Source organism: Pedococcus sp. P2_E5, assembly GCF_056403895.1.
The window spans coordinates 20,421-39,183 of the sequence record NZ_JBFUEP010000025.1 but is presented as its reverse complement, the minus strand read 5'-3'; the positions used below and the strand labels follow the sequence as shown (position 1 = coordinate 39,183).

Below are 18,763 nucleotides of genomic sequence, written 5' to 3'. Positions count from 1 at the left end.
ACCTCACGAGGAGCGCGAGCCCGATGCAGTTCGGAATCTTCACCGTCGGTGACGTGACCACGGACCCGACCACCGGCACGACCGTCAGCGAGCACCAGCGGATCAAGAACACCGTCGAGCTGGCGCGCCAGGTCGAGCAGGTGGGGCTGGACGTCTTCGCCACCGGCGAGCACCACAACCCTCCGTTCGTGCCCAGCTCCCCCACCACCACGCTCGGCTTCATCGCGGCGCAGACCGACACTCTCCTGCTGTCGACCTCGACGACGCTCATCACCACCAACGACCCGGTGAAGATCGCCGAGGACTACGCGACCCTGCAGCACCTCGCCGACGGTCGCGTCGACCTGATGATGGGACGTGGCAACACCGGCCCCGTCTACCCGTGGTTCGGCAAGGACATCCGCGACGGCATCCCGCTCGCGATCGAGAACTACGCGCTGCTCCGCAGACTGTGGACCGAGGACGTCGTCACGTGGGAGGGCAAGTACCGCACGCCCCTGCAGTCCTTCACCGCCACGCCGCGCCCGCTGGACGGCATTCCGCCGTTCGTCTGGCACGGCTCGATCCGCAGCACGGAGATCGCCGAGCAGGCCGCCTACTACGGCGACGGCTTCTTCCACAACAACATCTTCTGGCCGATGAGCCACACCCGGCAGATGGTGGCGCTCTACCGGCGCCGCTTCGAGCACTACGGCCACGGCTCCGCCGACCAGGCCATCGTCGGACTCGGTGGGCAGGTGTTCATGCGTGCCAACAGCCAGGACGCGGTGCGCGAGTTCCGCCCCTACTTCGACAACGCGCCCGTCTACGGGCACGGCCCGTCGCTGGAGGAGTTCAGCCGCGAGACGCCCCTCACCGTCGGCTCACCCGAGCAGGTCATCGAGCGGTATGCCGCGATGGCCGACTCCGTCGGCGACTACCAGCGACAGCTGTTCCTGCTCGACCACGCAGGGCTCCCCCACCGGACGGTGATGGAGCAGGTCGAGATCCTCGGCACGCAGGTCGTGCCCGAGCTGCGGAAGATCGCCGCCGCCCGCAAGCCGGCCCACGTGCCGGACGCCCCCACCCACGCCAGCCGGCTGGCCGCGGCCACCGCGCGCGCCACCCAGGACGCGGCCAAGGACCTGGAGGTCACCCGATGAGCACCCGCCCCATGGCGCCCCGCCCGACGACTGCAGGCCGCATCGTCGTCGTGCAGGCCGGCCTCGGCCAGCCCAGCACCACGAGACTGCTCGCCGAGCGGCTGGCCACGGCTACGCAGGATGCCCTGCTCGAACGCGGCGACGAGGCGGAGGTGACCTTCGTCGACCTGCGCGAGCACGCCCACGACCTCGCCAACACCCTGCTCACCGGCTTCGCCACCGGCGGGCTGCGACTGGCCCTGGACGCCGTGCGCGACGCCGATGCGGTGATCGCCGTGACGCCGGTGTTCCAGGCGTCCTACAGCGGACTGTTCAAGACGTTCATGGACGTCCTCGACGACTCGGCCCTGCGCGGCACCCCGGTGCTCATGGCGGCCACCGCCGGCACGGCGCGCCACTCACTGGTCCTCGAGCACGCGATGCGCCCGATGTTCGCCTACCTCAAGGCGGTGACGGTGCCCACCGGCGTGTTCGCGGCCGCTGAGGACTGGGGTACCGGCGGCACTGGTGTCACCGTGGACGCCGGCCTGTCGAGCCGGATCACGGTCGCGGCGTCCGAGCTCGCCGACCTCGTCACCGGTGTTGCGGCCCGTGGGTCCGCGACGTCGAGGACCGCTCGGGTCGACGAGCTCGCCGACCCGGTGCCGTTCGAGGAGCTGCTCGCCCGCTGACTTCGGGCAGCAGGCCTACGGCTGCGACGTCGTCACCATCGCTGCCGGTCGACTCTCGACCTACGGCACCAACGCCGGATACCACGTGGCACTGACAGTCCAGTTGCGATGTATTCCGTTGCGCTGCAAGGCAATTCCCCGTCGCGCCGCTTGCGATTTTGTTCGAACACCTGTACGATTGTGGTATGTCGAGCAGTCCAGTGGCAGTGCAGCGTGACGAGGTCCAGCGCGACCTCGGGGCGCGCACGGCGACCGTGGCCGGCCGGTTGAACCGGGCTCACGCGAAGCTGGTCGACATCGCGGCCGAGCTCATCGAGGGCGACCACTGGGGCGACGGCGGCTTCCGCTCCCCCGAGCACTACCTCGTCGTGCGGGCAGGGCTGTCGCCTGCCCGCGCGCGAGACGTCGTCGCGGTGGCCCGCCGGCGAGGCGAGCTGGCGACAGTGGCCGAGTCCGTCGCAACAGGTGCCCTGTCGCTCGACCAGGCCGCGGTCGTCGCCCACCACGTGCCTGCGTCGCACCAGCGGTCGGTCGGCGAGCTGGCAGTGCACATGACGGTGCCCCAGCTGCGTCGAGCAGTCTCGAGACACGCCTTCACCGTCGAGTCCGACACTGACGGCGATGCCGCCAATCCTGAAGCCACCTCGGAAGCCACAGCGGTGGAGACGAGCGCATCCGAGCGACGAGCGTGTGCGCGGCCGGAGCGATGCACTACGACCGCGACGGCCGGTTCCAGCTGCGCTACAGCGCACCCGCCCCCGTCGGCGCGCTGGTCGAGCAGGCCCTCAAGGAAGCCAAGGACGCGCTGTTCACCTCCCAGACCGGTGCGGCCGCACCCTCCGAAGACAGTGTGAGCACCGGACAGGGCTCCGGTTCGATCGGGGACCATCCGACCTACGCCGATGCCCTCGCGGAGATCGCCCACCGGGCACTGTCGAGCGTGACGTCGACCAGCCGGTCCAGCCACTACCGGGTCTACCTGCACCTGTCGACCGACGGCGCCTGGATCAACAGCGGCGGAGCGATCCCGCGACGACTCCTCGGACGCTTCCTCTCCGACGGGGTGCTCCAGCCGGTCTGGGAGACCGACGGGCGACCGGTCAGCGTGGGCCGCGCCATGCGGATCCTGCCGGGTCGGTCGCGTCGGCTCATCGAGGACCGCGACCGCGGCTGCCGCTTCCCGGGCTGCACGGCCAGCCGGTTCGTCGAGATCCACCACCTGCACGAATGGGCCGCCGGCGGCGCGACCGACGACGACAACCAGGTCAGCCTCTGCCCGTTCCACCACGACGCCATCGACCGCGGTGACTTCACGATCAGCGGCGATCCCACCCGGCCCGACGGCCTCGTCGTGACCAACCGGTACGGGCTACCCGTCCGACCACCCACCCCAGCCGAGCTTGCCGCCTCACCCACCAGCTCACCACGCGGCGACCCGCTGGGCGGGGCTCCACCCGGAACGGCCCGCCCCGGCGAGCAGGCGGCCTACCGACCACCCACCGGCGAACGCGCCCGCTGGGCCGACATCGAGATCCCACCCGACCGCGACCTGCCGCCACGAACCCACTTGCACGCTGTCCCCTCGGGCTGACCCGACCTTCCGCGCAATCGGTGTCCTCCAGCGTCCTGCCCGATCGCAGGTACGTCATCTTGCTGATGCCCACCGGGCGACATCGCGGTCATACTGAGGCATCTGCAGGGAAGCCCCTCCGACCCGCAGCAAGGACGACCACGGAGGCGTGACGCGATGGCGATCATGAGTGCCCTTCCCGACCCAGCAGAAGGGCCGGGTCCCACTGCCGCATTGCCCGAGCCAACGTTCACGCCAGGACCTGCCGCGGTCGAGCAGATCGAGCAGGTGCGTTTGGCGAAGCAGGAGGCCTGGCGCACCGAGCCGTTGGCCCGCAAGGTCGCCTACGCAAGGCGACAGGGCGCGCCGGTGCCCGGCAACGCCTCGCCGGCCGTCGTCGACGAGACACTCGAGCGGATCTTCAAGAACGCCGACTTCCTGCCCGGATGGTGGCTGGGCACCGGCGCGAAGCGCGCCGACGCGGTGGCGAAGCTGACGACCGCGGTGGAGATGGGCACCGGCTTCCTCGTCTCACCGTGGCTGCTGATGACGAACCACCACGTCCTCGACTCGGCCGAGACCGCGGCCGACACCATTGCCTGGTTCCGCTACGTCGAGGACGAGGACGGCGCGAGCCAACCCACCAAGGTGGCCCTCCAGCCCGAGCGGTGCTTCGTCACGAGCCCCGCCGACGACCTCGACTTCACCCTGGTCGCAGTGGCCCCGGTCGCCGACAAGCCTCCGGGCGAGACGTTCGGGTACATCGCCATGCACGGCGGCGTCGGCAAGATCGTGAAGGGCCAGCCGGTCAACGTCGTCCAGCATCCCCAGGGGCGGCACCGCGAGGTCACCCTGCGCAACAACACCTTCAGCGGCCCCCTCGTCGACGCCCAAGGGGTGGAGAACCCCAAGTACCTGCTCTACGACGCGGACACCGAACCCGGCTCCTCGGGGGCTCCTCTTCTCAGTGACAGCTGGGAGCTGATCGGCCTCCACCACGCAAGCGAGCAGCAGCGCAACACCGCAGGCCAGTTCGTCGACCTCGACGGCAACCTCGCCGACGCCAACACCCCTGAGAGCAAACGGATCTGGGTCGCCAACCGCGGCATTCGGATCTCCGCGATCGTCAAGGACCTGTCCGCACGAACCATCGACACGAGCAACGGCACTGATGCAGCGGAACTGGTCAGCCTCCTGCTCGGACTGGGAGGGAACATATGAGCACCGCCCTGCTGCTGATCCATGGACGAAGCCAGCAGATGCCGGCCGGGGCTGTACGCACCGAGTCGTCCGTCGGGGACTTCGTCGCCGCCAAGAAGCGGGAGTGGCTGGCCGGACTCGCCAAGGGGATGACCCTTGCCGGCCGCCCGGGCGTCGCCCCCGACGCGGTCTACTTCCCGTACTACGGGAACGTGCTTGCCGACGCGATCGCCAAGCACGTCAAGGCTGGCGGTCGGACGCCCGAGCTCGAGGAGACGACGATCGCGTCGCAGGCCGCGACCACGTCGGACGACATGGTGCTCGACGCCGCCGCGGAGCTCGGTTTCGTCGCCTCGCGGCGGCTCGAGCAGAGCGAACCCGGGGTCGCCGATGCGGCCCGAGACGTGGAGAAGTCCCGCGCAGCCGGTGAGGAGGCCTCCTGGGGTGACCTGCTGAAGCCCAAGGTGGTCCGCGAGGCGCTGCGGTTCCTCAGCGACAAGACAGGCGCGCCGCAGCTCATCATCACCCAGTTCCTCAGCGACGTGGCCTACTACCTCGAGGACGACGCCATGCGCGACGACGTGCAGGCCGTGGTCACCGAGTCGCTGGCCCAGGTCACTGCGGACGGCCACACTGACGTCGTCGTAGTCGGGCACAGTCTCGGCAGCTGCGTTGCCTACGACGCCCTGCAGCGCTACTCCGGTTCGGCACGGGTCCGCCTCCTGGTGACTGCGGGCTCCCCCGACGGATACCCCGTCGTGAAGCGCAACTTGTGGGGCGGCCCGGAAGGGGCGGCAGAACGCGGCATACCGTCGGTCGTCAACCCGGTGAGCGGCTCCCTGCGCTGGCTCAACGTCTACGACGAGCACGACGTCGTCGCGCTGGTCCACCCCCTCACCCCACTGTTCGCGGCCAGCAGCGACGCGATGCGCGACGAACGCACCCAGAACCCCTCCGACCCACACTCGATCCAGGACTACCTGTCCGACCCCGACGTCGCCGGTCCGATCGCCGAGGCCCTGACCTGACGGTGGACCGGGGAGGCTGCGACCACGCAGCCCCGGCCAGCTCCCGAACGTGGAGGTGAGTGACATGGACTCCAGGTGGCGTCGACCCGTGCCGGCACTGCTCGCCCTGACTCTGGCGTTCGCCCTGGTCGCCTGCACCGGAACCGGAACCGGTGGCGACGGCGGCGGCGGGTCGACCTCCGACAGCTCGACGTCGGAGGAGTCGACGACCGAGCCGGACCCGACCACCGAAGACCCCGACCCCACCACTCCCCCATCGTCGAGCAGCAGCAACAGCAACCCCGYGATCTCCGTCGCGCGGCTGCCCGTCGGCGGCGCCTCCGAGCTGCGTGAGGACGACCCCACGCTGCAGTGCGCCGAGGTCTCCTGGATCGTGGACAACAACGGGGAGATCCCCCGCGGAACCGCGGTGGAGATCACCAACCCCCTGTTCACCCCAGAGGTCTTCGAGGTCGTGCGGGGAGGATGTGGCACCTCGCAACCCAACTGCGTCGGCTACATCTTCCGGACGTCCGCCCAACGCTGCGACCTGCTCGTCCGGCTGGTCGGGACGATCCCCGAGGACACCAGTCCGTCCGTGGGCTTCACGGGACTCGTCTACTGCCCGCGCAACGACTCGCCTGCGTGCCAGCAGTTCGTGGCAGCGCTCGGTGACCAGCAGCAGATCTCCGTCCAGCTCAGCGTGCCGCCATCCCCGGAACCCGAGACGACCTGACGGATGACCCCGGACCCGAGCCTGCCGGTCGCCGAGGACGCCGACGGCACCGACACCCCCGCCAGCCCCGACAGCCCCGTCAGTGCGAGCCGGCTGTCGTGGGACCGGGTCTACAGCTTCGCGGGAAACATCGTCGCCCCCGCGACCGCGCTCAGCACGTTGCTCTTCTACTTCGGCTACGTCTCCACGCGGGCTCAGTACCTCTACTTCGGCCTCGACGTCGACACCATCGGCCTGTCCACGCAGGCCTTCGTCATGCGAAGCCCCCAGCCGCTGCTCGTGCCCGTGCTCGTGCTCTTCCTGCTCGTCGCCGGCGGCATCGCCGTCAACCGGTGGCTCGGGCCCCGGCTGACCGGACACACCAGGACAACGCTCGCGGTGGGCACGACCATCCTGGGAGTGGGGCTGGTGGTGCTCTTCTCCTACCCCGCCACCGGGCGGTGGACCTACTACCCACTCGTCGCGCCGGTCCTCCTCGCGCTGGGAGCCGGCATCACGGCATACGCGATGGGGCAGCGGCACGGCCCGGTCCGCTTGCGTGTCGCGCTGTGGCTCACGGTCGCCGCCGCGGTCTTCTGGACCAACGCGACTCTTGCGCAGTGGTCGGGCACGGGGCTGGGGCAGGAACAGGCGGGTCGGCTCAACGAGCTGCCGCGCATCGTCCTCGACACCCGTGAACGGCTCTACCTGCGCAACGCAGACGTCTCCGAGACGGCCCTGCAGACGGAGGAGGGCCAGACCTTCCGGTACCGGTACCGCGGCCTGCGGCTGCTGGTGCAGAACGGCGACCGCATGTTCCTCGTGCCCTGCACCGAACGGGTCACCCCGTGTCCCTACCACCCGAACAGTGCCACCCTCGTCGTGCGGTTCTCCGACAGCACCCGCGTGCAGTTCCTCGCGCCCTAGCAGGACCGGTCCGTGGGCCCCTCCCCGTCAGCGATCGGCGGTGGGGGCTCAGCGATCGCGGTTGCGCGGGTGCTGGCCCGCCTGCCGCTCGTTGCCTCGCCTGTAGTTTCCGGTCACCCGCGCCATCAGCTCCTGGGCGTCACCGCCCTCGACGTCCTCGAGAAACTCCTGGGCACGCCTGCCACGCAAGACCGTGGCACGCCGCCCGTGGTGGAAGACCACGACCTCGCCGCCACGCTCCTCGAACTCGAAACCCTCCGGTCGCCCAGGCATGCGCACGAGCGTATGCCGCGCCGTCACCGGTGTCGTGCGGGTTTCCCGAGCCCTAGATTGGTCGGATGAACGCACTGGACCGCTTCTCCCTGGCTGGCCGCGTCGCCGTCGTCACCGGCGGGACCCGGGGACTGGGTGCCGGTTTCGCCCGCGCACTCGGTGATGCCGGGGCGTCGGTCGTCCTCGTGGGGCGCGATGTCGAGGCTGCGGAAGGTGTGCTGGAATCGTTGCACGACAACGACATCCGGGCCGACTTCGTGGCTGCCGACGTCACGGTCGCCGAGGACGTGCAACGGGTGCTCGACACAGCGCTGTCCCTCCACGGCCGGGTCGACGTGCTGGTCAACAACGCCGGTGCCTGCGTCCATGCGCCGGCCCTCGACGTGACGCCCGAGGACTGGCGGGCCGTCATGGCCGTCAACCTCGACGCGGTGTGGACGTGCTCGCAGACCTTCGGTCGGCACTTCGTCGCGCAGGGCGCGGGGTCGATCGTCAACATCGGGTCGATGTCGGGCTTCATCGTCAACCGGCCGCAGTGGCAGCCCGCCTACAACGCCTCCAAGGCGGCAGTGCACCACCTCACACGGAGCCTGGCGGCCGAGTGGGCCCCGCACGGGGTGCGCGTCAACGCGCTGGCCCCCGGCTACATCAAGACGGACATGTCCCCCGTGGACGATCCGACGTTCCGCCAGCACTGGATCGACGACGCGCCGATGCAGCGCTACGGCACCGTCGAGGAGCTCGCGCCGGCGGTCATCTTCCTTGCCAGCGACGCGTCCTCGTTCGTCACCGGCTCGGTGCTCGTGGCCGACGGCGGCTACACCGCGTTCTGAGGCAGACGTCTTCTGAGCCAGACGTGGCAGAGTCCCCGCCGGGAGACCGGCGGGGACCGCGTCGTTGGTGCTGGCCCGAGCTGTCAGGCGATGGCGGGCTTCGAAGAGGTGTGCCGCGAACCCGCACCGACCTCCTGCTCAGCAGGGACCCGACGCAGGTGCCTGAACCCGAGCAGGCTGAGGACGATCATCGCCGCCGCGCCGATGAAGCTGGCCCACGCGGCATACATCGCGATCTTGCCCATCGTCCCGAACGCGTAGGCGTTGAGCAGCAGACCGCGAAGCGTCTCACCCTTGAAGGCGAGGTCCACCATGGCCTTGGCCTTCGGGTCGTCGGGGTTGGCCCGCGAGGCGGCGCTGAGCTCGGAGTACGTCTTGCCCCCGGTCGACTCGTCGAGGTGGACCTTGATGTAGTGGTCGGCCCAGGCCTTGGCCTGGTCGCCAGTGGTCAGCTGCTGGCCGGCGTACTGCTCCAGGTAGGGCTTGACCAACGGGTCGTTGAGCTGGTCGCTGCCCTTGGCGGGGAAGGTGATGTGCTGGGCCGCGAGCTGCGTGTGGACCTCGTTGTCCACGAAGCTGCTCGCCCACGTCATCAGCCCCCCGGCAACCAGAAGGACTGCGGCGACGATGAGACCGCCGGTCGTGAGCAAGGCGTCGAGTGTCCGTCGTCGCATAGCGGTGGTTCCTCCTTCGGGTGTCAGGCACCCGTTCGTATGTCGTTCTGACGCACTCAGTTTCGCGAGGCGGCCAGACCGCCGTCAGGGTCAAAGGTCCCGACCTCAGGGACAGTTCCGCAGCCCCCTCACTCCGGAGGTGCCTCACGGTGTCCACCACGGACGACGAACCGCCGACCGGAAATCGACTCTGCCCGGACCCTCACGATCCGGGGCTTGGCGCCCTCGTGCCAGGGGTACAGCGGCAGGCTCAGCGCGGCGATTGCGTCGTCCAGCTCGTACACCTCGGAGGCCACTCCGCGCACCACGACGCTCCACGCCGTGGCATCCGCCGTGTCGTAGCCATCCACCTCGAAGGCGACGAACGCCCCGTCCGCGGAACGGAACAGCGTGCCGGAACCGGTCCGGAATACCAGGCTGCCGTGGTCCACCGCGAAGTTGACCGGGAAGATGTCAGGTCGACGGTCATGGACCACGGCGATGCGTCCCACCACCGCGGACCGAAGCATGTTCCAGCACTGTGCGGCGCTCAGTTCCTCTGTCATGGCCAGGCCCTTCGTGTGTGCGTCCATGGCGCCACCATCACGCGTCGTGATCCGGGAGTTCAGGGGCCAAGGTCCCGACGTCCCCGCGTTGGCCCTAGATTGGCCCGTAGCCCGAGTCCCTCAGCGAAGGAGAAAACATGGCCACCACACGCACCGCTGTCACCCACTGGGAGGGCTCCCTCTTCGAGGGCGCCGGCCAGGTCGACCTCCAGTCCTCCGGGATCGGGACGTATGACGTGTCGTGGGTCGCGCGCGCCGAGGAGCCGAACGGCAAGACGAGCCCCGAGGAGCTCATCGCGGCAGCGCACTCGAGCTGCTTCTCGATGGCCCTGTCCCTGGCGCTGGACAAGGCCGGCCACCCTCCGACCTCGCTGGACACCACCGCCAAGGTCACCTTCCAGCCGGGCACCGGCATCACAGGCAGTGCGCTGTCCGTCGTCGGCGTCGTCCCCGGCATCACCGTCGAGCAGTTCGAGGAGGCGGCCCAGGACGCCAAGGCCAACTGCCCGGTGAGCCAGGCCCTCAAGATCCCGATCACGCTGGAGACGAGCTTCTCCGGCTGAGGCCGGACGCTCGACCAGCACGGTCGGAACACAGCCATGATCGACACCTGGTGGGTGTCGGAAGACGGGCTCGAGGAGCACGACGTCGCCCAGGTCGACGCCCTCCTGCAGCGCGACAACGGGTTCGTCTGGGTGGACGTGCCCGACTTCGACGATGCCGCGGAAGCGGTCCTGCGCGAGCGGTTCCACGCTCACCCGATGGTCGTGAAGGCCTGTCGTGAGCGCAACTTCGTCCCCTCGGTGCACGGTTACGAGGAGCACACCTTCGTCATCGTGCACACGCCCCTGGCCGGCGAGGGTGGACACGTCCACATGCTCGAGCTCGACCAGCTCGTCGGCACCCGCTACCTCGTGACGGTGCACGGCCCGCGCAACCCGGCGGTCTCCCTCTCCGACGCCACCGAGGAGACCAGGACCGTGCGCGAACGCATCGAGGCCGGGCGGTTCCGCCCCAAGAGCCCGAGCGAGCTCTCGTACGCCATCGGGTCGGCGGTGGCACGTCGGCAGAGCGCCGCCGTGAAGTCCGTCGCTGGACGGCTCCCGGCCCTGGAGATGCGCGTGATGGGCTCGGACTTCCACCAACCCGAGGAGCTGCTCGAGGAGCTGTTCCTGCTGCGCCACGAGCTGCTCATCTCGCGGACCCAGGCAGGCCAGGCCCACGAGGTCTACGGTCGGCTTGCCTCGCTCGAGCGGTTCGCCAGCGACGAGTCGAGGCGGCACGCCCGCGACCTGTCGGAGCAGTTCGACCGGGTCCGCAGCCTCGCCGACGGCGAGAGCCACTTCCTGTTCGGTGTGATCGAGCTCTACCAGACCCGGGTCACCACCAAGATGACCGTCGCGATGGAACGCCTCGCCGTCATCGCCGCGATCACCCTGCCCGTCACCGCCATCGCGTCGGTCTACGGCATGAACGTGATCGTGAACGAACAGACCCACTGGACGCAGCTGATCATCGTCCTCGTCGTGATGGCCTCGATCAGCCTCTGGCTGCTGCGCTGGGCGCGACGTCAGGGCTGGTGGTGAGTCAGGCCCGTGACGACGGGGATGGCGGTGGCAGGGGTATGCCGGGTGGCCGCCCCCCATGGTGACCACCCGGCATACGTGCATGGGCCCTGGAACTCCTGGACCTAGAACTCCTCGTTGAAGGCGACCGAGCCGGACACCCCCACCTGGTAGGCGGAGACGCGGCGCTCGAAGAAGTTCGACAGCTCCTGGACGTCCTGCAGCTCCATGAACGCCAGCGGGTTCTTCGAGCCGTACTCCGGCTCCAGCCCGAGCTGCTCGAGCCGCCGGTCTGCCACTGACTCGAGGTAGGTGCGCATGTCGGTGACGGACAGGCCCGCCACGCCGCCGCCGAGCAGGTCCTCGGCGAACTGCGCCTCGGCGTCGACGGCGTCGCGCATCATCGCCCGCACCTGTGCGGCGAGGTCGTCGTCGAACAGGTCGGGCTCCTCGCGGCGCACCGTCTCGACGACGTCGAACGCGAACGCCATGTGCATCGACTCGTCGCGGAACACCCAGTTTGTGCCGCTCGCCAGCCCGTTGAGCAGGCCACGCGAACGCAGGAAGTACACGTAGGCGAAGGCGCCGTAGAAGAACAGGCCCTCGATGCAGGCAGCGAAGCAGATCACGTTGAGCAGGAAGGCCCGTCGGTGCTCACGCGTCTCCAACCTGTCGAGGTCGAACACCGAGTCGATCCAGCGGAAGCAGAAGTCGGCCTTGGCCTTGATCGACGGGATGTTGTCGACCGCGGCGAAGGCTTCCTGGCGCTGCTGCTCGTCGGGCACGTAGGTGTCGAGCAGGGTGAGGTAGAACTGCACGTGCACGGCTTCCTCGAACAGCTGACGGCTGAGGTAGAGCCGGCCCTCCGGTGAGTTGATGTGCTGGTACAGGTTGAGCACCAGGTTGTTGGCCACGATCGTGTCGCCGGTGGCGAAGAACGCCACGAGTCTGCCCACGAGGTGTCGCTCGGCCTCGGTGAGCCGCTGGAGGTCCTTGAGATCGGTGTGCAGGTCGACCTCCTCCACGGTCCAGGTGTTCTTGATGGCGTCGCGGTAGCGCTCGTAGAAGTGCGGATAGCGCATCGGCCGCAGGGTCAGGTTCATGCCCGGGTCGAGCAGCATCCGGTTCTCGCTGTGGTCAGTGTCAACGCTGTTCGTCGTGCTGCCGGTCGTGGTCGTCTGGGTGGTGCTCACTGGCAGGCCTCGCAGCTCTCGGGGTTCTCGAGGGAGCACGCGATCACGTCTTGATCGGACACTGCCTCGTCGGGGACGGTCTGGGTCGGCGCCGAGACCGGGGCGGCCATCGAGATGGTCGCCTGCTGGATGCGGGTGGCCGGGCGGGACCGCAGGTAGTACGTGGTCTTCAGGCCGGCCTTCCACGCGTAGAGGTACATCGAGCTGAGCTTCCCGATCGTCGGCGAGGCGAGGAACAGGTTGAGGGACTGGCTCTGGTCGATGTAGGGCTGGCGGGCAGCCGCGATGTCGATGAGGGACTTCTGCGGAAGCTCCCAGGCGGTGCGGAACAGCAGCCGCACGTCCTCGGGGATCGAGGTGATGCCCTGGACCGAGCCGTCACTGCGCTTGATGGCCTCGCGCACCTCCGGCGTCCACAGCCCAAGGGCCTTCAGCTCGCGCACGAGGGCGGTGTTGACCTGGAGGAACTCCCCCGACAGGGTCTCGCGCTTGAACAGGTTGGACACCTGCGGCTCGATGCACTCGTAGGCGCCGGCGATCGAGGCGATCGTCGCAGTTGGGGCGATCGCGATGAGCAGCGAGTTGCGAAGCCCGTTCTCCTTGATGGCCTTCCGCGCCGCCTCCCAGCGCTGTGCCTGGGTCGGGGTGACGCCCCAGAGGTCGGGTTGCAGGTCACCCCGCGCTGCGCGCGTCTGCGGGTATGCCGGGTGCGGACCGTGCTCCCCCGCCAGCTCCGTGGACCTCTCCAGGGCCGACAGGTAGACCTCCTCGGCGATGCGGGTGGACAGCTCCTGCGCCTCGGCCCCGTCGAACGGCAGCCGCAGCGCGAACATCACGTCCTGCAGGCCCATGACGCCCAGGCCCACCGGTCGCCACTTCGGGTTGGACGCCGCAGACTGCGCCGACGGGTAGTAGTTGATGTCGATGACGCGGTCGAGGTAGGTCACGGCCGTCCGCACGGTCGCCCGGAGCTTGTCCCAGTCCACGCCGTCACGGCCCGCAGTCAGGTGCTGGGCCAGGTTGACCGACCCCAGGTTGCACACAGCCGTCTCGTCGTTGCTCGAGACCTCGATGATCTCCGTGCACAGGTTGGACAGGTGGACCACCGGCGCACCCGGCGCCTGTTCGTCGTTGGTCTGGTTGCAGGTCCGGTTGCTGGCGTCCTTGAACGTCATCCAGCCGTTGCCGGTCTGGGCCAGGGTCCGCATCATCTTGCCGTAGAGCTCGCGCGCACCGACCTGGCGGACGTAGCGCCCGTCGCGCTCCGCCGCGGCATACACGGCCTCGAAGGCCGGGCCCCACAGGTCGGGGAGCTCCGGCACCTCGTTGGGGTCGATCAGGCTCCACTGCTCGTCGGCCTCGACGCGACGCATGAACTCGTCGGGGATCCAGTTGGCGAGGTTGAGGTTGTGCGCGCGACGCGCGTCCTCCCCCGTGTTGTCGCGCAGCTCGAGGAACTCTTCGATGTCGGGGTGCCACGGCTCGAGGTATACGCACGCCGCCCCCTTGCGGCGGCCGCCCTGGTTGACTGCCGACACGGACGAGTCGAGGGTGCGCAGCCACGGGACGATGCCGTTGGAATGACCGTTGGTGCCACGGATGAGCGCCCCGCGTGACCGCACCCGCGACCACGAGATCCCAATGCCACCAGCGTACTTCGACAGCTTGGCCACCTGGGTGTAGCGGTCGTAGATCGACTCCAGGTCGTCCTGGGGCGAATCCACGAGATAGCACGACGACATCTGGGTGTGCCGCGTGCCGGAGTTGAACAGCGTGGGCGAGCTGGGCAGGTAGGCCAGCGAGGCCATCAGCTGGTAGAACGCGATCGCCTCCTGGGGTGTGTGCGACAGGCCGCAGGCCACCCGGAGCAGGAAGTACTGGGGGGTCTCGATGACCATCCGGGTGTCGGGGTGACGCAGCAGGTAGCGGTCGTAGACGGTGCGCAGCCCGAAGTACTCGAACCGGCGGTCGTTCCTGACGTCGACGGCGTGGTCGAGCTTGCGGGAGTTCGCCTCGACGAAGGCAGCCGTCTCGTCGCCGATCAGCCCTTCGAGGTGCCCCAGTCGCACGGCCTGGCTGAACGACGCGATCTGCTGTCCGCGGACCTCCTTGTCGATGTAGTTCGACAGCAACCGGGCCGCGAGCCGGGAGTACTCCGGCTCCGCAGCCGTCATCTCGGCAGCGGTCTGGATGGACAGCCGGTCGAGCTCGGCGGTCGTGGCTCCGTCGTAGAGACCGCTGATGGTGCGGGTGGCGATCGCCATGGGGTCGACCTCGGCGAGGTCGTCGCACCAGCGCTCGACGGCGCGGACGATCTTCATCACGTCGACGGGTTCGGCGTCCCCGTTACGCTTGCGCACCGCCATGGACGTGCGGCGCGGGGCGGTCGGGGTCTCCACGACCTCACTGGGTTCGACGACTTCACTGTCGACGACTTCGATGCTGGTGTCGGTCACTGCTCTCTCCTCGCGAGCGAATCGGTGCCGCGGACGCGAGGAGGAGACGACGACGCAGCCACGCATCCGGGAAGGCAGTGCGATGTGGTGCTGCGTATGCCGTGTGACCCACCCTCGAGGCCACGACTCACCGCGCACGGTGTGCGCGGTCGCTGGCAGGTCTTCGGACTCGCGGACGTGTCGTGCCGGCGACCGTGATCTGGTTGGTCGCCGACTCGGTTCCTACTGGCCGTCGCTTCCCACCCACGTGTGCGAGCAGTGCTTGATGACGGCGGTCGTTTCCGCTTACCGCTGCGGGGCAGTCCCGGAATCTCACCGGGTTCCCTCTTGCCCCGAAGACCGATTGCGCGGCCTTCGGACCAGCAAGAGACACCATATGCGGGTGGTGGGCGCAAAGTGCGGCACCACATGTTGGGTCCGCGTGTCGTGTCCCTAGGATTGCCTGCATGCGGCGCGCCACCCCCTTAGTCGCGGGCGCAGCGCTCCTCCTCCTTGCCCTGGTGGCGTGTTCCGCGCCCCCACGCACCGGTGAGCCGACCCAGTCGGCCAGCGCCACGGCATACCCCCGGCTCACCCCGGCGTGCCCGACGGCTTCGTCCACGGGCAGACCACCCACGGTGACGGTCGCCCAGCTCAACCGGATCGTCGCGGGCCTGGACCTGCCCCTGTGGCAGGCCGGTGACATCGGTGCCAGCGCCCGACTCCCCGACGACCGGATCGTGTGGGTGTTCGGCGACACGGTGCGCGGTGAGGGGATCTCGCCACGCATCGTGGCGAACTCGATGCTGGTCACGAGCGGGCTGTGCACGTCGCAGGTCGAGACCTCCGCCCGAGGGCCGGTGATCCCCGATCGAGCCGACGGCGTCGTCCACTGGCCCATGTCGGTGGCGTCGGTGTCGAGGCCTGACGGCGACTTCCTCGTCGTGATCACCGCACGCATCCGTCGTGGCGTGGCGGGGAACTTCGACTTCACGTACCTCGGTAGCAGCGCAACGGTCTTCGAGATGCCGCCTGGTGGCGCTCCGCGGCTGCGCCACCAGCTGGACATCACCCCCGACAGCTCCGCGGCGGACCAGGTCAACTGGGGTTCGGCCATGACGGTGAGCGGGGACTGGCTCTACGTCTACGGCACCCGGCTCCCCACTCGCAACTCCTTCGGACGAGCCCTGTATGCCGCCCGCGCGCCAGTGGCGGACGCGCGCGACCGGTCGACGTGGCAGTTCTGGGACGGCGCAACCTGGGTGTCGGAGCAGGCTCGCGCGGCGGTGATCCTGGCTGCCCAAGGTGGTGTCTCCCAGACCCTGTCGGTCGATGCCGTGGACGGCCACTTCGTCATCGTCTCCAAGCGGGACGGCGACCTCGGCAACACGGTCTACGCGTGGTCGTCGAAGTCGCCGGTCGGTCCCTGGACTGCGCAGCGTGGGACGAGGGCCGACTTCCAGGACCCGTCCGGACAGCTCAAGTACGCACCCCTGGCCCACCCGGGGATCGCGCTGGCCGACGGCCGGCTGCTGATCTCGATCTCACGCAACACCACGGACTTCGGCCGGCTCCTGAAGGACCCGACGCTGGGCAGGCCGGTGTTCGCCGAGATCGACCGCCCCTGAGGAGGAATCAGGGTCGCCTCAGGGTGAGCATGGGGTCTGTCCCCGATGTGTCCACGCGGCTGCCGGCGCCACGATTCTCGGCATGATCACTGTCAACTCACTCACCAAGAGCTACGGACGCGGACTGACCGCCGTCAACGACGTCTCGTTCACCGCGGCCACCGGTCGCGTCACCGGATTCCTCGGCCCCAACGGCGCCGGCAAGTCGACCACGATGCGCATCATCGTCGGACTCACCCCGGCAACTTCGGGGACCGCCACGGTCGACGGGCACCGGTTCACCGACCTGCCGAACCCCGGCACGGAGGTCGGTGTCCTGCTGGACGCCTCCGCACAGCACGCCGGACGCACGGGACGCGAGATCCTCACGCTTGCCCAGCGCACGATGGGCCTGCCCCGGACCCGGGTCCAGGAGATGCTCGACCTCGTCAGCCTCACCGCCAACGAGGCCGACCGGCGCGTCCGGGACTACTCCCTGGGGATGCGCCAGCGCCTCGGCATCGGGACCGCCCTCCTGGGAGACCCGCACGTGCTCATCCTCGACGAGCCCGCGAACGGACTCGACCCGGCGGGTATCCGCTGGATGCGCGACCTCCTGCGCGGGTTCGCCGACCAGGGCGGCACCGTCCTGCTCTCCTCCCACCTCCTCCACGAGATCGAGGTCATCGCCGACGACCTCGTCGTCATCGGCAACGGACGCATCGTGGCGCAGGGCACCAAGTCCGACCTGCTCGCTTCGGCCGGCACCGTGGTCCGCGCCCGCAACGCTGCCGCCCTGGCGGCGGCACTGGAGCACGCCGGCCTGACCATCACGGCTCACGCCGACGGCAGCGTGCACACCGACTCCGCACCCGACCAGGTCGGCGAGATCGCGCTCGCCGCACGCCTGGTCCTCACCGAGCTCCGTACCGCCGACGGGGCCGGGCTCGAGGAGATGTTCCTCGAGCTCACCGCAGACACCCAGCGCGAAGGAGCAGCAGCATGACCACCACCGTCCTGCGGACCCCGACCTCCGAGTCGGCCACCTCCGCCCCCCGCACGCACACGGCAGGTGCGCGGATCCCACTGACCCGCATCATCGGGGTCGAGCTGCGCAAGATGTTCGACACGCGCTCGGGCTTCTGGCTGATGGCCAGCATCGTCATCACGAGCGTGCTCGCCACCGCTGCCATCATCGTGTTCGCACCCGACGACCAGCTCACCTACGACAACTTCGCGGCCGCCATCGGGGCTCCGATGACGGTGATCCTGCCCATGATCGGGATCCTCGCGGTGACGAGCGAATGGAGCCAGCGCAGCGGCCTGACGACCTTCACGCTCGTGCCGCACCGCGGTCGGGTGCTCAGGGCCAAGTTCCTCGCAGCCATCACGGTGGGTGTCGCGTCGATGTTCGTCGCCCTCGTCGTCGGTGTTCTCGGCACCGTCGTCGGGAGTGCCATCGCCGGCGTGGACCCCGTCTGGAACGTCTCGGTCGGCCACTTCGCGACGATCGTCCTGGGCAGCGTCCTCGGCATGGTCTTCGGCTTCATGCTGGGCCTGGTCATCCGCAACTCCGCGGGCGCGATCGTCACGTACTTCGTGTACACCCTCGTCCTGCCGCCCCTGCTCGGCCTGCTGGCGGCGAACCAGAAGTGGTTTGCCGACCTGCAGCCGTGGGTCGACTTCAACTACTCGCAGATGCCGCTCTTCGACGGCAACCTCACGAGCCAGCAGTGGYAGCACCTCGCCGCCTCGGGGGGACTGTGGTTGCTCCTGCCCATGGCGGTCGGGCTCCTGGTCGTCCGCCGCGCCGAGGTCAAATGACGTCGGATCGTCCCGCACTGGAGCTCCGCCGCTCGACCACCGGATCAACCGGTGGGGAGAGCGGCGGAGCTTCTGCTCGTGGCGGATGATGGTTCACGGACTGCCTGCACTCCCACGACGAAAGAGAGACTGCGAATGGCGACCACGAGGTTCACCGTCCACACCAGCTTGTCGCCGAGCGCGGTCATGGGAGTGATCACGGACTTCGGCCCAGACCGGTCCCGGTGGTGGCCGAACGTCGATGAGGCCCACTTCCAGGTCCACGAAATGGGTCCGGACTGGGCAGAGGTGACCGAGGGCACCGGCATGGGGTGGGAGCGGGAGCGCTACTCGTGGGACACCGCAACGGGCGTCGTCACGATCGACACCCTGGAGTCGAACCTGTGGGGCCCGGGCAGCGGCTGGCGGTACGAGCTGGTGCCCTCAGCCGAGGGCACCGACCTGCACGTCTCGCTCACCCGACTCCCGAACTCGTTCCGGGGAAGGATCCTCGCCGCCTTGATCCCCATCGCTGGGCCCCGCGCGCTGGGTAAGCAGTTCCAGTCGGTCCTGCGCAGGGCCGAGAGTCGCTGAAGGGGACGT

General features: G+C 69.0%; 19 protein-coding genes and 1 riboswitch. Of the genes, 14 read left to right on the top strand and 5 right to left on the bottom strand.

Annotated elements, in window-relative coordinates; all coding sequences use genetic code 11:
- Window positions 1-23: 23 nt before the first annotated feature.
- From AC1DVZ_RS10240 to AC1DVZ_RS10210, 7 genes are all read left to right on the top strand, one after another.
- Window positions 24-1,142 (top strand): CE1758 family FMN-dependent luciferase-like monooxygenase, encoded by a 1,119-nt coding sequence (locus AC1DVZ_RS10240; RefSeq protein ID WP_477618086.1) that lies wholly within the window; start codon window positions 24-26, stop codon window positions 1,140-1,142.
- Window positions 1,139-1,813 (top strand): FMN reductase, encoded by a 675-nt coding sequence (locus AC1DVZ_RS10235; protein WP_477618085.1) that lies wholly within the window; start codon window positions 1,139-1,141, stop codon window positions 1,811-1,813. The genes AC1DVZ_RS10240 and AC1DVZ_RS10235 overlap by 4 nt, the downstream gene beginning before the upstream one ends.
- 688 nt (window positions 1,814-2,501) lie before the next feature.
- The gene (locus AC1DVZ_RS10230) at window positions 2,502-3,404 is read left to right on the top strand and encodes an HNH endonuclease signature motif containing protein (RefSeq protein WP_477618084.1); all 903 of its coding nucleotides are present in this window, start codon (window positions 2,502-2,504) and stop codon (window positions 3,402-3,404) included.
- A 156-nt stretch (window positions 3,405-3,560) separates the two neighbouring features.
- A complete protein-coding gene (locus AC1DVZ_RS10225) occupies window positions 3,561-4,604 on the top strand; it encodes a trypsin-like serine peptidase (protein WP_477618083.1) in 1,044 nt (347 codons plus the stop codon).
- A complete protein-coding gene (locus tag AC1DVZ_RS10220) occupies window positions 4,601-5,611 on the top strand; it encodes a lipase family protein (RefSeq protein WP_477618082.1) in 1,011 nt (336 codons plus the stop codon). The genes AC1DVZ_RS10225 and AC1DVZ_RS10220 overlap by 4 nt, the downstream gene beginning before the upstream one ends.
- Before the next feature lie 64 nt (window positions 5,612-5,675).
- Window positions 5,676-6,326 carry a hypothetical protein gene (locus AC1DVZ_RS10215; protein WP_477618081.1) on the top strand — a complete coding sequence of 217 codons (651 nt, stop codon included), beginning with the start codon at window positions 5,676-5,678 and terminating at the stop codon, window positions 6,324-6,326.
- Between the two features lie 3 nt (window positions 6,327-6,329).
- A complete protein-coding gene (locus AC1DVZ_RS10210) occupies window positions 6,330-7,232 on the top strand; it encodes a hypothetical protein (protein ID WP_477618080.1) in 903 nt (300 codons plus the stop codon).
- Window positions 7,233-7,280: 48 nt separating this feature from the next.
- Here the strand turns inward: AC1DVZ_RS10210 and AC1DVZ_RS10205 are convergent, their stop codons facing one another.
- Window positions 7,281-7,505 (bottom strand): hypothetical protein, encoded by a 225-nt coding sequence (locus AC1DVZ_RS10205; RefSeq protein ID WP_477618079.1) that lies wholly within the window; start codon window positions 7,503-7,505, stop codon window positions 7,281-7,283.
- A gap of 65 nt (window positions 7,506-7,570) precedes the next feature.
- On the opposite strand from AC1DVZ_RS10205, the gene AC1DVZ_RS10200 reads away from it, so the two are divergent.
- Entirely contained in the window at window positions 7,571-8,338 is a 768-nt protein-coding gene (locus AC1DVZ_RS10200) for an SDR family NAD(P)-dependent oxidoreductase (protein ID WP_477618078.1), read from the top strand.
- Between the two features lie 83 nt (window positions 8,339-8,421).
- On the opposite strand, the gene AC1DVZ_RS10195 is transcribed toward AC1DVZ_RS10200, so the two are convergent.
- Together AC1DVZ_RS10195 and AC1DVZ_RS10190 are read right to left on the bottom strand one after the other, a co-directional pair.
- The gene (locus AC1DVZ_RS10195) at window positions 8,422-9,012 is read right to left on the bottom strand and encodes a hypothetical protein (RefSeq protein ID WP_477618077.1); all 591 of its coding nucleotides are present in this window, start codon (window positions 9,010-9,012) and stop codon (window positions 8,422-8,424) included.
- A 128-nt stretch (window positions 9,013-9,140) separates the two neighbouring features.
- Window positions 9,141-9,557, bottom strand: a complete 417-nt coding sequence (locus AC1DVZ_RS10190; protein WP_477618076.1) for a pyridoxamine 5'-phosphate oxidase family protein — start codon at window positions 9,555-9,557, stop codon at window positions 9,141-9,143.
- 137 nt (window positions 9,558-9,694) lie between these two features.
- On the opposite strand from AC1DVZ_RS10190, the gene AC1DVZ_RS10185 reads away from it, so the two are divergent.
- The gene (locus tag AC1DVZ_RS10185; RefSeq protein ID WP_477618075.1) at window positions 9,695-10,120 is read left to right on the top strand and encodes an OsmC family protein; all 426 of its coding nucleotides are present in this window, start codon (window positions 9,695-9,697) and stop codon (window positions 10,118-10,120) included.
- 36 nt (window positions 10,121-10,156) lie between these two features.
- Window positions 10,157-11,143 carry a magnesium transporter CorA family protein gene (locus tag AC1DVZ_RS10180; RefSeq protein ID WP_477618074.1) on the top strand — a complete coding sequence of 329 codons (987 nt, stop codon included), beginning with the start codon at window positions 10,157-10,159 and terminating at the stop codon, window positions 11,141-11,143.
- A 104-nt stretch (window positions 11,144-11,247) separates the two neighbouring features.
- On the opposite strand, the gene AC1DVZ_RS10175 is transcribed toward AC1DVZ_RS10180, so the two are convergent.
- Together AC1DVZ_RS10175 and AC1DVZ_RS10170 are read right to left on the bottom strand one after the other, a co-directional pair.
- Window positions 11,248-12,315 carry a ribonucleotide-diphosphate reductase subunit beta gene (locus AC1DVZ_RS10175; RefSeq protein ID WP_477618073.1) on the bottom strand — a complete coding sequence of 356 codons (1,068 nt, stop codon included), beginning with the start codon at window positions 12,313-12,315 and terminating at the stop codon, window positions 11,248-11,250.
- Window positions 12,312-14,771: a ribonucleoside-diphosphate reductase subunit alpha gene (locus AC1DVZ_RS10170; protein ID WP_477618072.1), complete on the bottom strand. Its 2,460-nt coding sequence runs from the start codon at window positions 14,769-14,771 to the stop codon at window positions 12,312-12,314. The genes AC1DVZ_RS10175 and AC1DVZ_RS10170 overlap by 4 nt, the downstream gene beginning before the upstream one ends.
- Before the next feature lie 137 nt (window positions 14,772-14,908).
- Window positions 14,909-15,150, bottom strand: a riboswitch (cobalamin riboswitch).
- A 67-nt stretch (window positions 15,151-15,217) separates the two neighbouring features.
- Here AC1DVZ_RS10170 and AC1DVZ_RS10165 point away from each other — a divergent pair.
- The 4 genes from AC1DVZ_RS10165 to AC1DVZ_RS10150 all read left to right on the top strand — a co-directional run bounded on the left by AC1DVZ_RS10165 (window position 15,218) and on the right by AC1DVZ_RS10150 (window position 18,754).
- Window positions 15,218-16,378 (top strand): DUF4185 domain-containing protein, encoded by a 1,161-nt coding sequence (locus tag AC1DVZ_RS10165; RefSeq protein ID WP_477618071.1) that lies wholly within the window; start codon window positions 15,218-15,220, stop codon window positions 16,376-16,378.
- Window positions 16,379-16,460: 82 nt separating this feature from the next.
- On the top strand, window positions 16,461-17,363 hold the full coding sequence (locus AC1DVZ_RS10160) for an ATP-binding cassette domain-containing protein (RefSeq protein WP_477618070.1): 903 nt from the start codon (window positions 16,461-16,463) through the stop codon (window positions 17,361-17,363).
- The gene (locus AC1DVZ_RS10155; RefSeq protein WP_477618069.1) at window positions 17,360-18,181 is read left to right on the top strand and encodes an ABC transporter permease; all 822 of its coding nucleotides are present in this window, start codon (window positions 17,360-17,362) and stop codon (window positions 18,179-18,181) included. Before AC1DVZ_RS10160 ends, AC1DVZ_RS10155 begins: the two co-directional genes overlap by 4 nt.
- A 135-nt stretch (window positions 18,182-18,316) precedes the next feature.
- Complete coding sequence (locus tag AC1DVZ_RS10150) at window positions 18,317-18,754, top strand: SRPBCC family protein (RefSeq protein WP_477618068.1); 438 nt, start codon at window positions 18,317-18,319, stop codon at window positions 18,752-18,754.
- Window positions 18,755-18,763: the final 9 nt, after the last annotated feature.

Bases quoted from the DNA above. Each gene is read 5' to 3' on its own strand.
- AC1DVZ_RS10240 (WP_477618086.1), top strand. From the start codon at position 24: ATGCAGTTCGGAATCTTCACCGTCGGTGACGTGACCACGGACCCGACC.
- AC1DVZ_RS10235 (WP_477618085.1), top strand. From the start codon at position 1,139: ATGAGCACCCGCCCCATGGCGCCCCGCCCGACGACTGCAGGCCGCATC.
- AC1DVZ_RS10225 (WP_477618083.1), top strand. From the start codon at position 3,561: ATGGCGATCATGAGTGCCCTTCCCGACCCAGCAGAAGGGCCGGGTCCC.
- AC1DVZ_RS10220 (WP_477618082.1), top strand. From the start codon at position 4,601: ATGAGCACCGCCCTGCTGCTGATCCATGGACGAAGCCAGCAGATGCCG.
- AC1DVZ_RS10210 (WP_477618080.1), top strand. From the start codon at position 6,330: ATGACCCCGGACCCGAGCCTGCCGGTCGCCGAGGACGCCGACGGCACC.
- AC1DVZ_RS10205 (WP_477618079.1), bottom strand. From the start codon at position 7,505: ATGCCTGGGCGACCGGAGGGTTTCGAGTTCGAGGAGCGTGGCGGCGAG.
- AC1DVZ_RS10200 (WP_477618078.1), top strand. From the start codon at position 7,571: ATGAACGCACTGGACCGCTTCTCCCTGGCTGGCCGCGTCGCCGTCGTC.
- AC1DVZ_RS10195 (WP_477618077.1), bottom strand. From the start codon at position 9,012: ATGCGACGACGGACACTCGACGCCTTGCTCACGACCGGCGGTCTCATC.
- AC1DVZ_RS10190 (WP_477618076.1), bottom strand. From the start codon at position 9,557: ATGACAGAGGAACTGAGCGCCGCACAGTGCTGGAACATGCTTCGGTCC.
- AC1DVZ_RS10185 (WP_477618075.1), top strand. From the start codon at position 9,695: ATGGCCACCACACGCACCGCTGTCACCCACTGGGAGGGCTCCCTCTTC.
- AC1DVZ_RS10180 (WP_477618074.1), top strand. From the start codon at position 10,157: ATGATCGACACCTGGTGGGTGTCGGAAGACGGGCTCGAGGAGCACGAC.
- AC1DVZ_RS10165 (WP_477618071.1), top strand. From the start codon at position 15,218: ATGCGGCGCGCCACCCCCTTAGTCGCGGGCGCAGCGCTCCTCCTCCTT.
- AC1DVZ_RS10160 (WP_477618070.1), top strand. From the start codon at position 16,461: ATGATCACTGTCAACTCACTCACCAAGAGCTACGGACGCGGACTGACC.
- AC1DVZ_RS10150 (WP_477618068.1), top strand. From the start codon at position 18,317: ATGGCGACCACGAGGTTCACCGTCCACACCAGCTTGTCGCCGAGCGCG.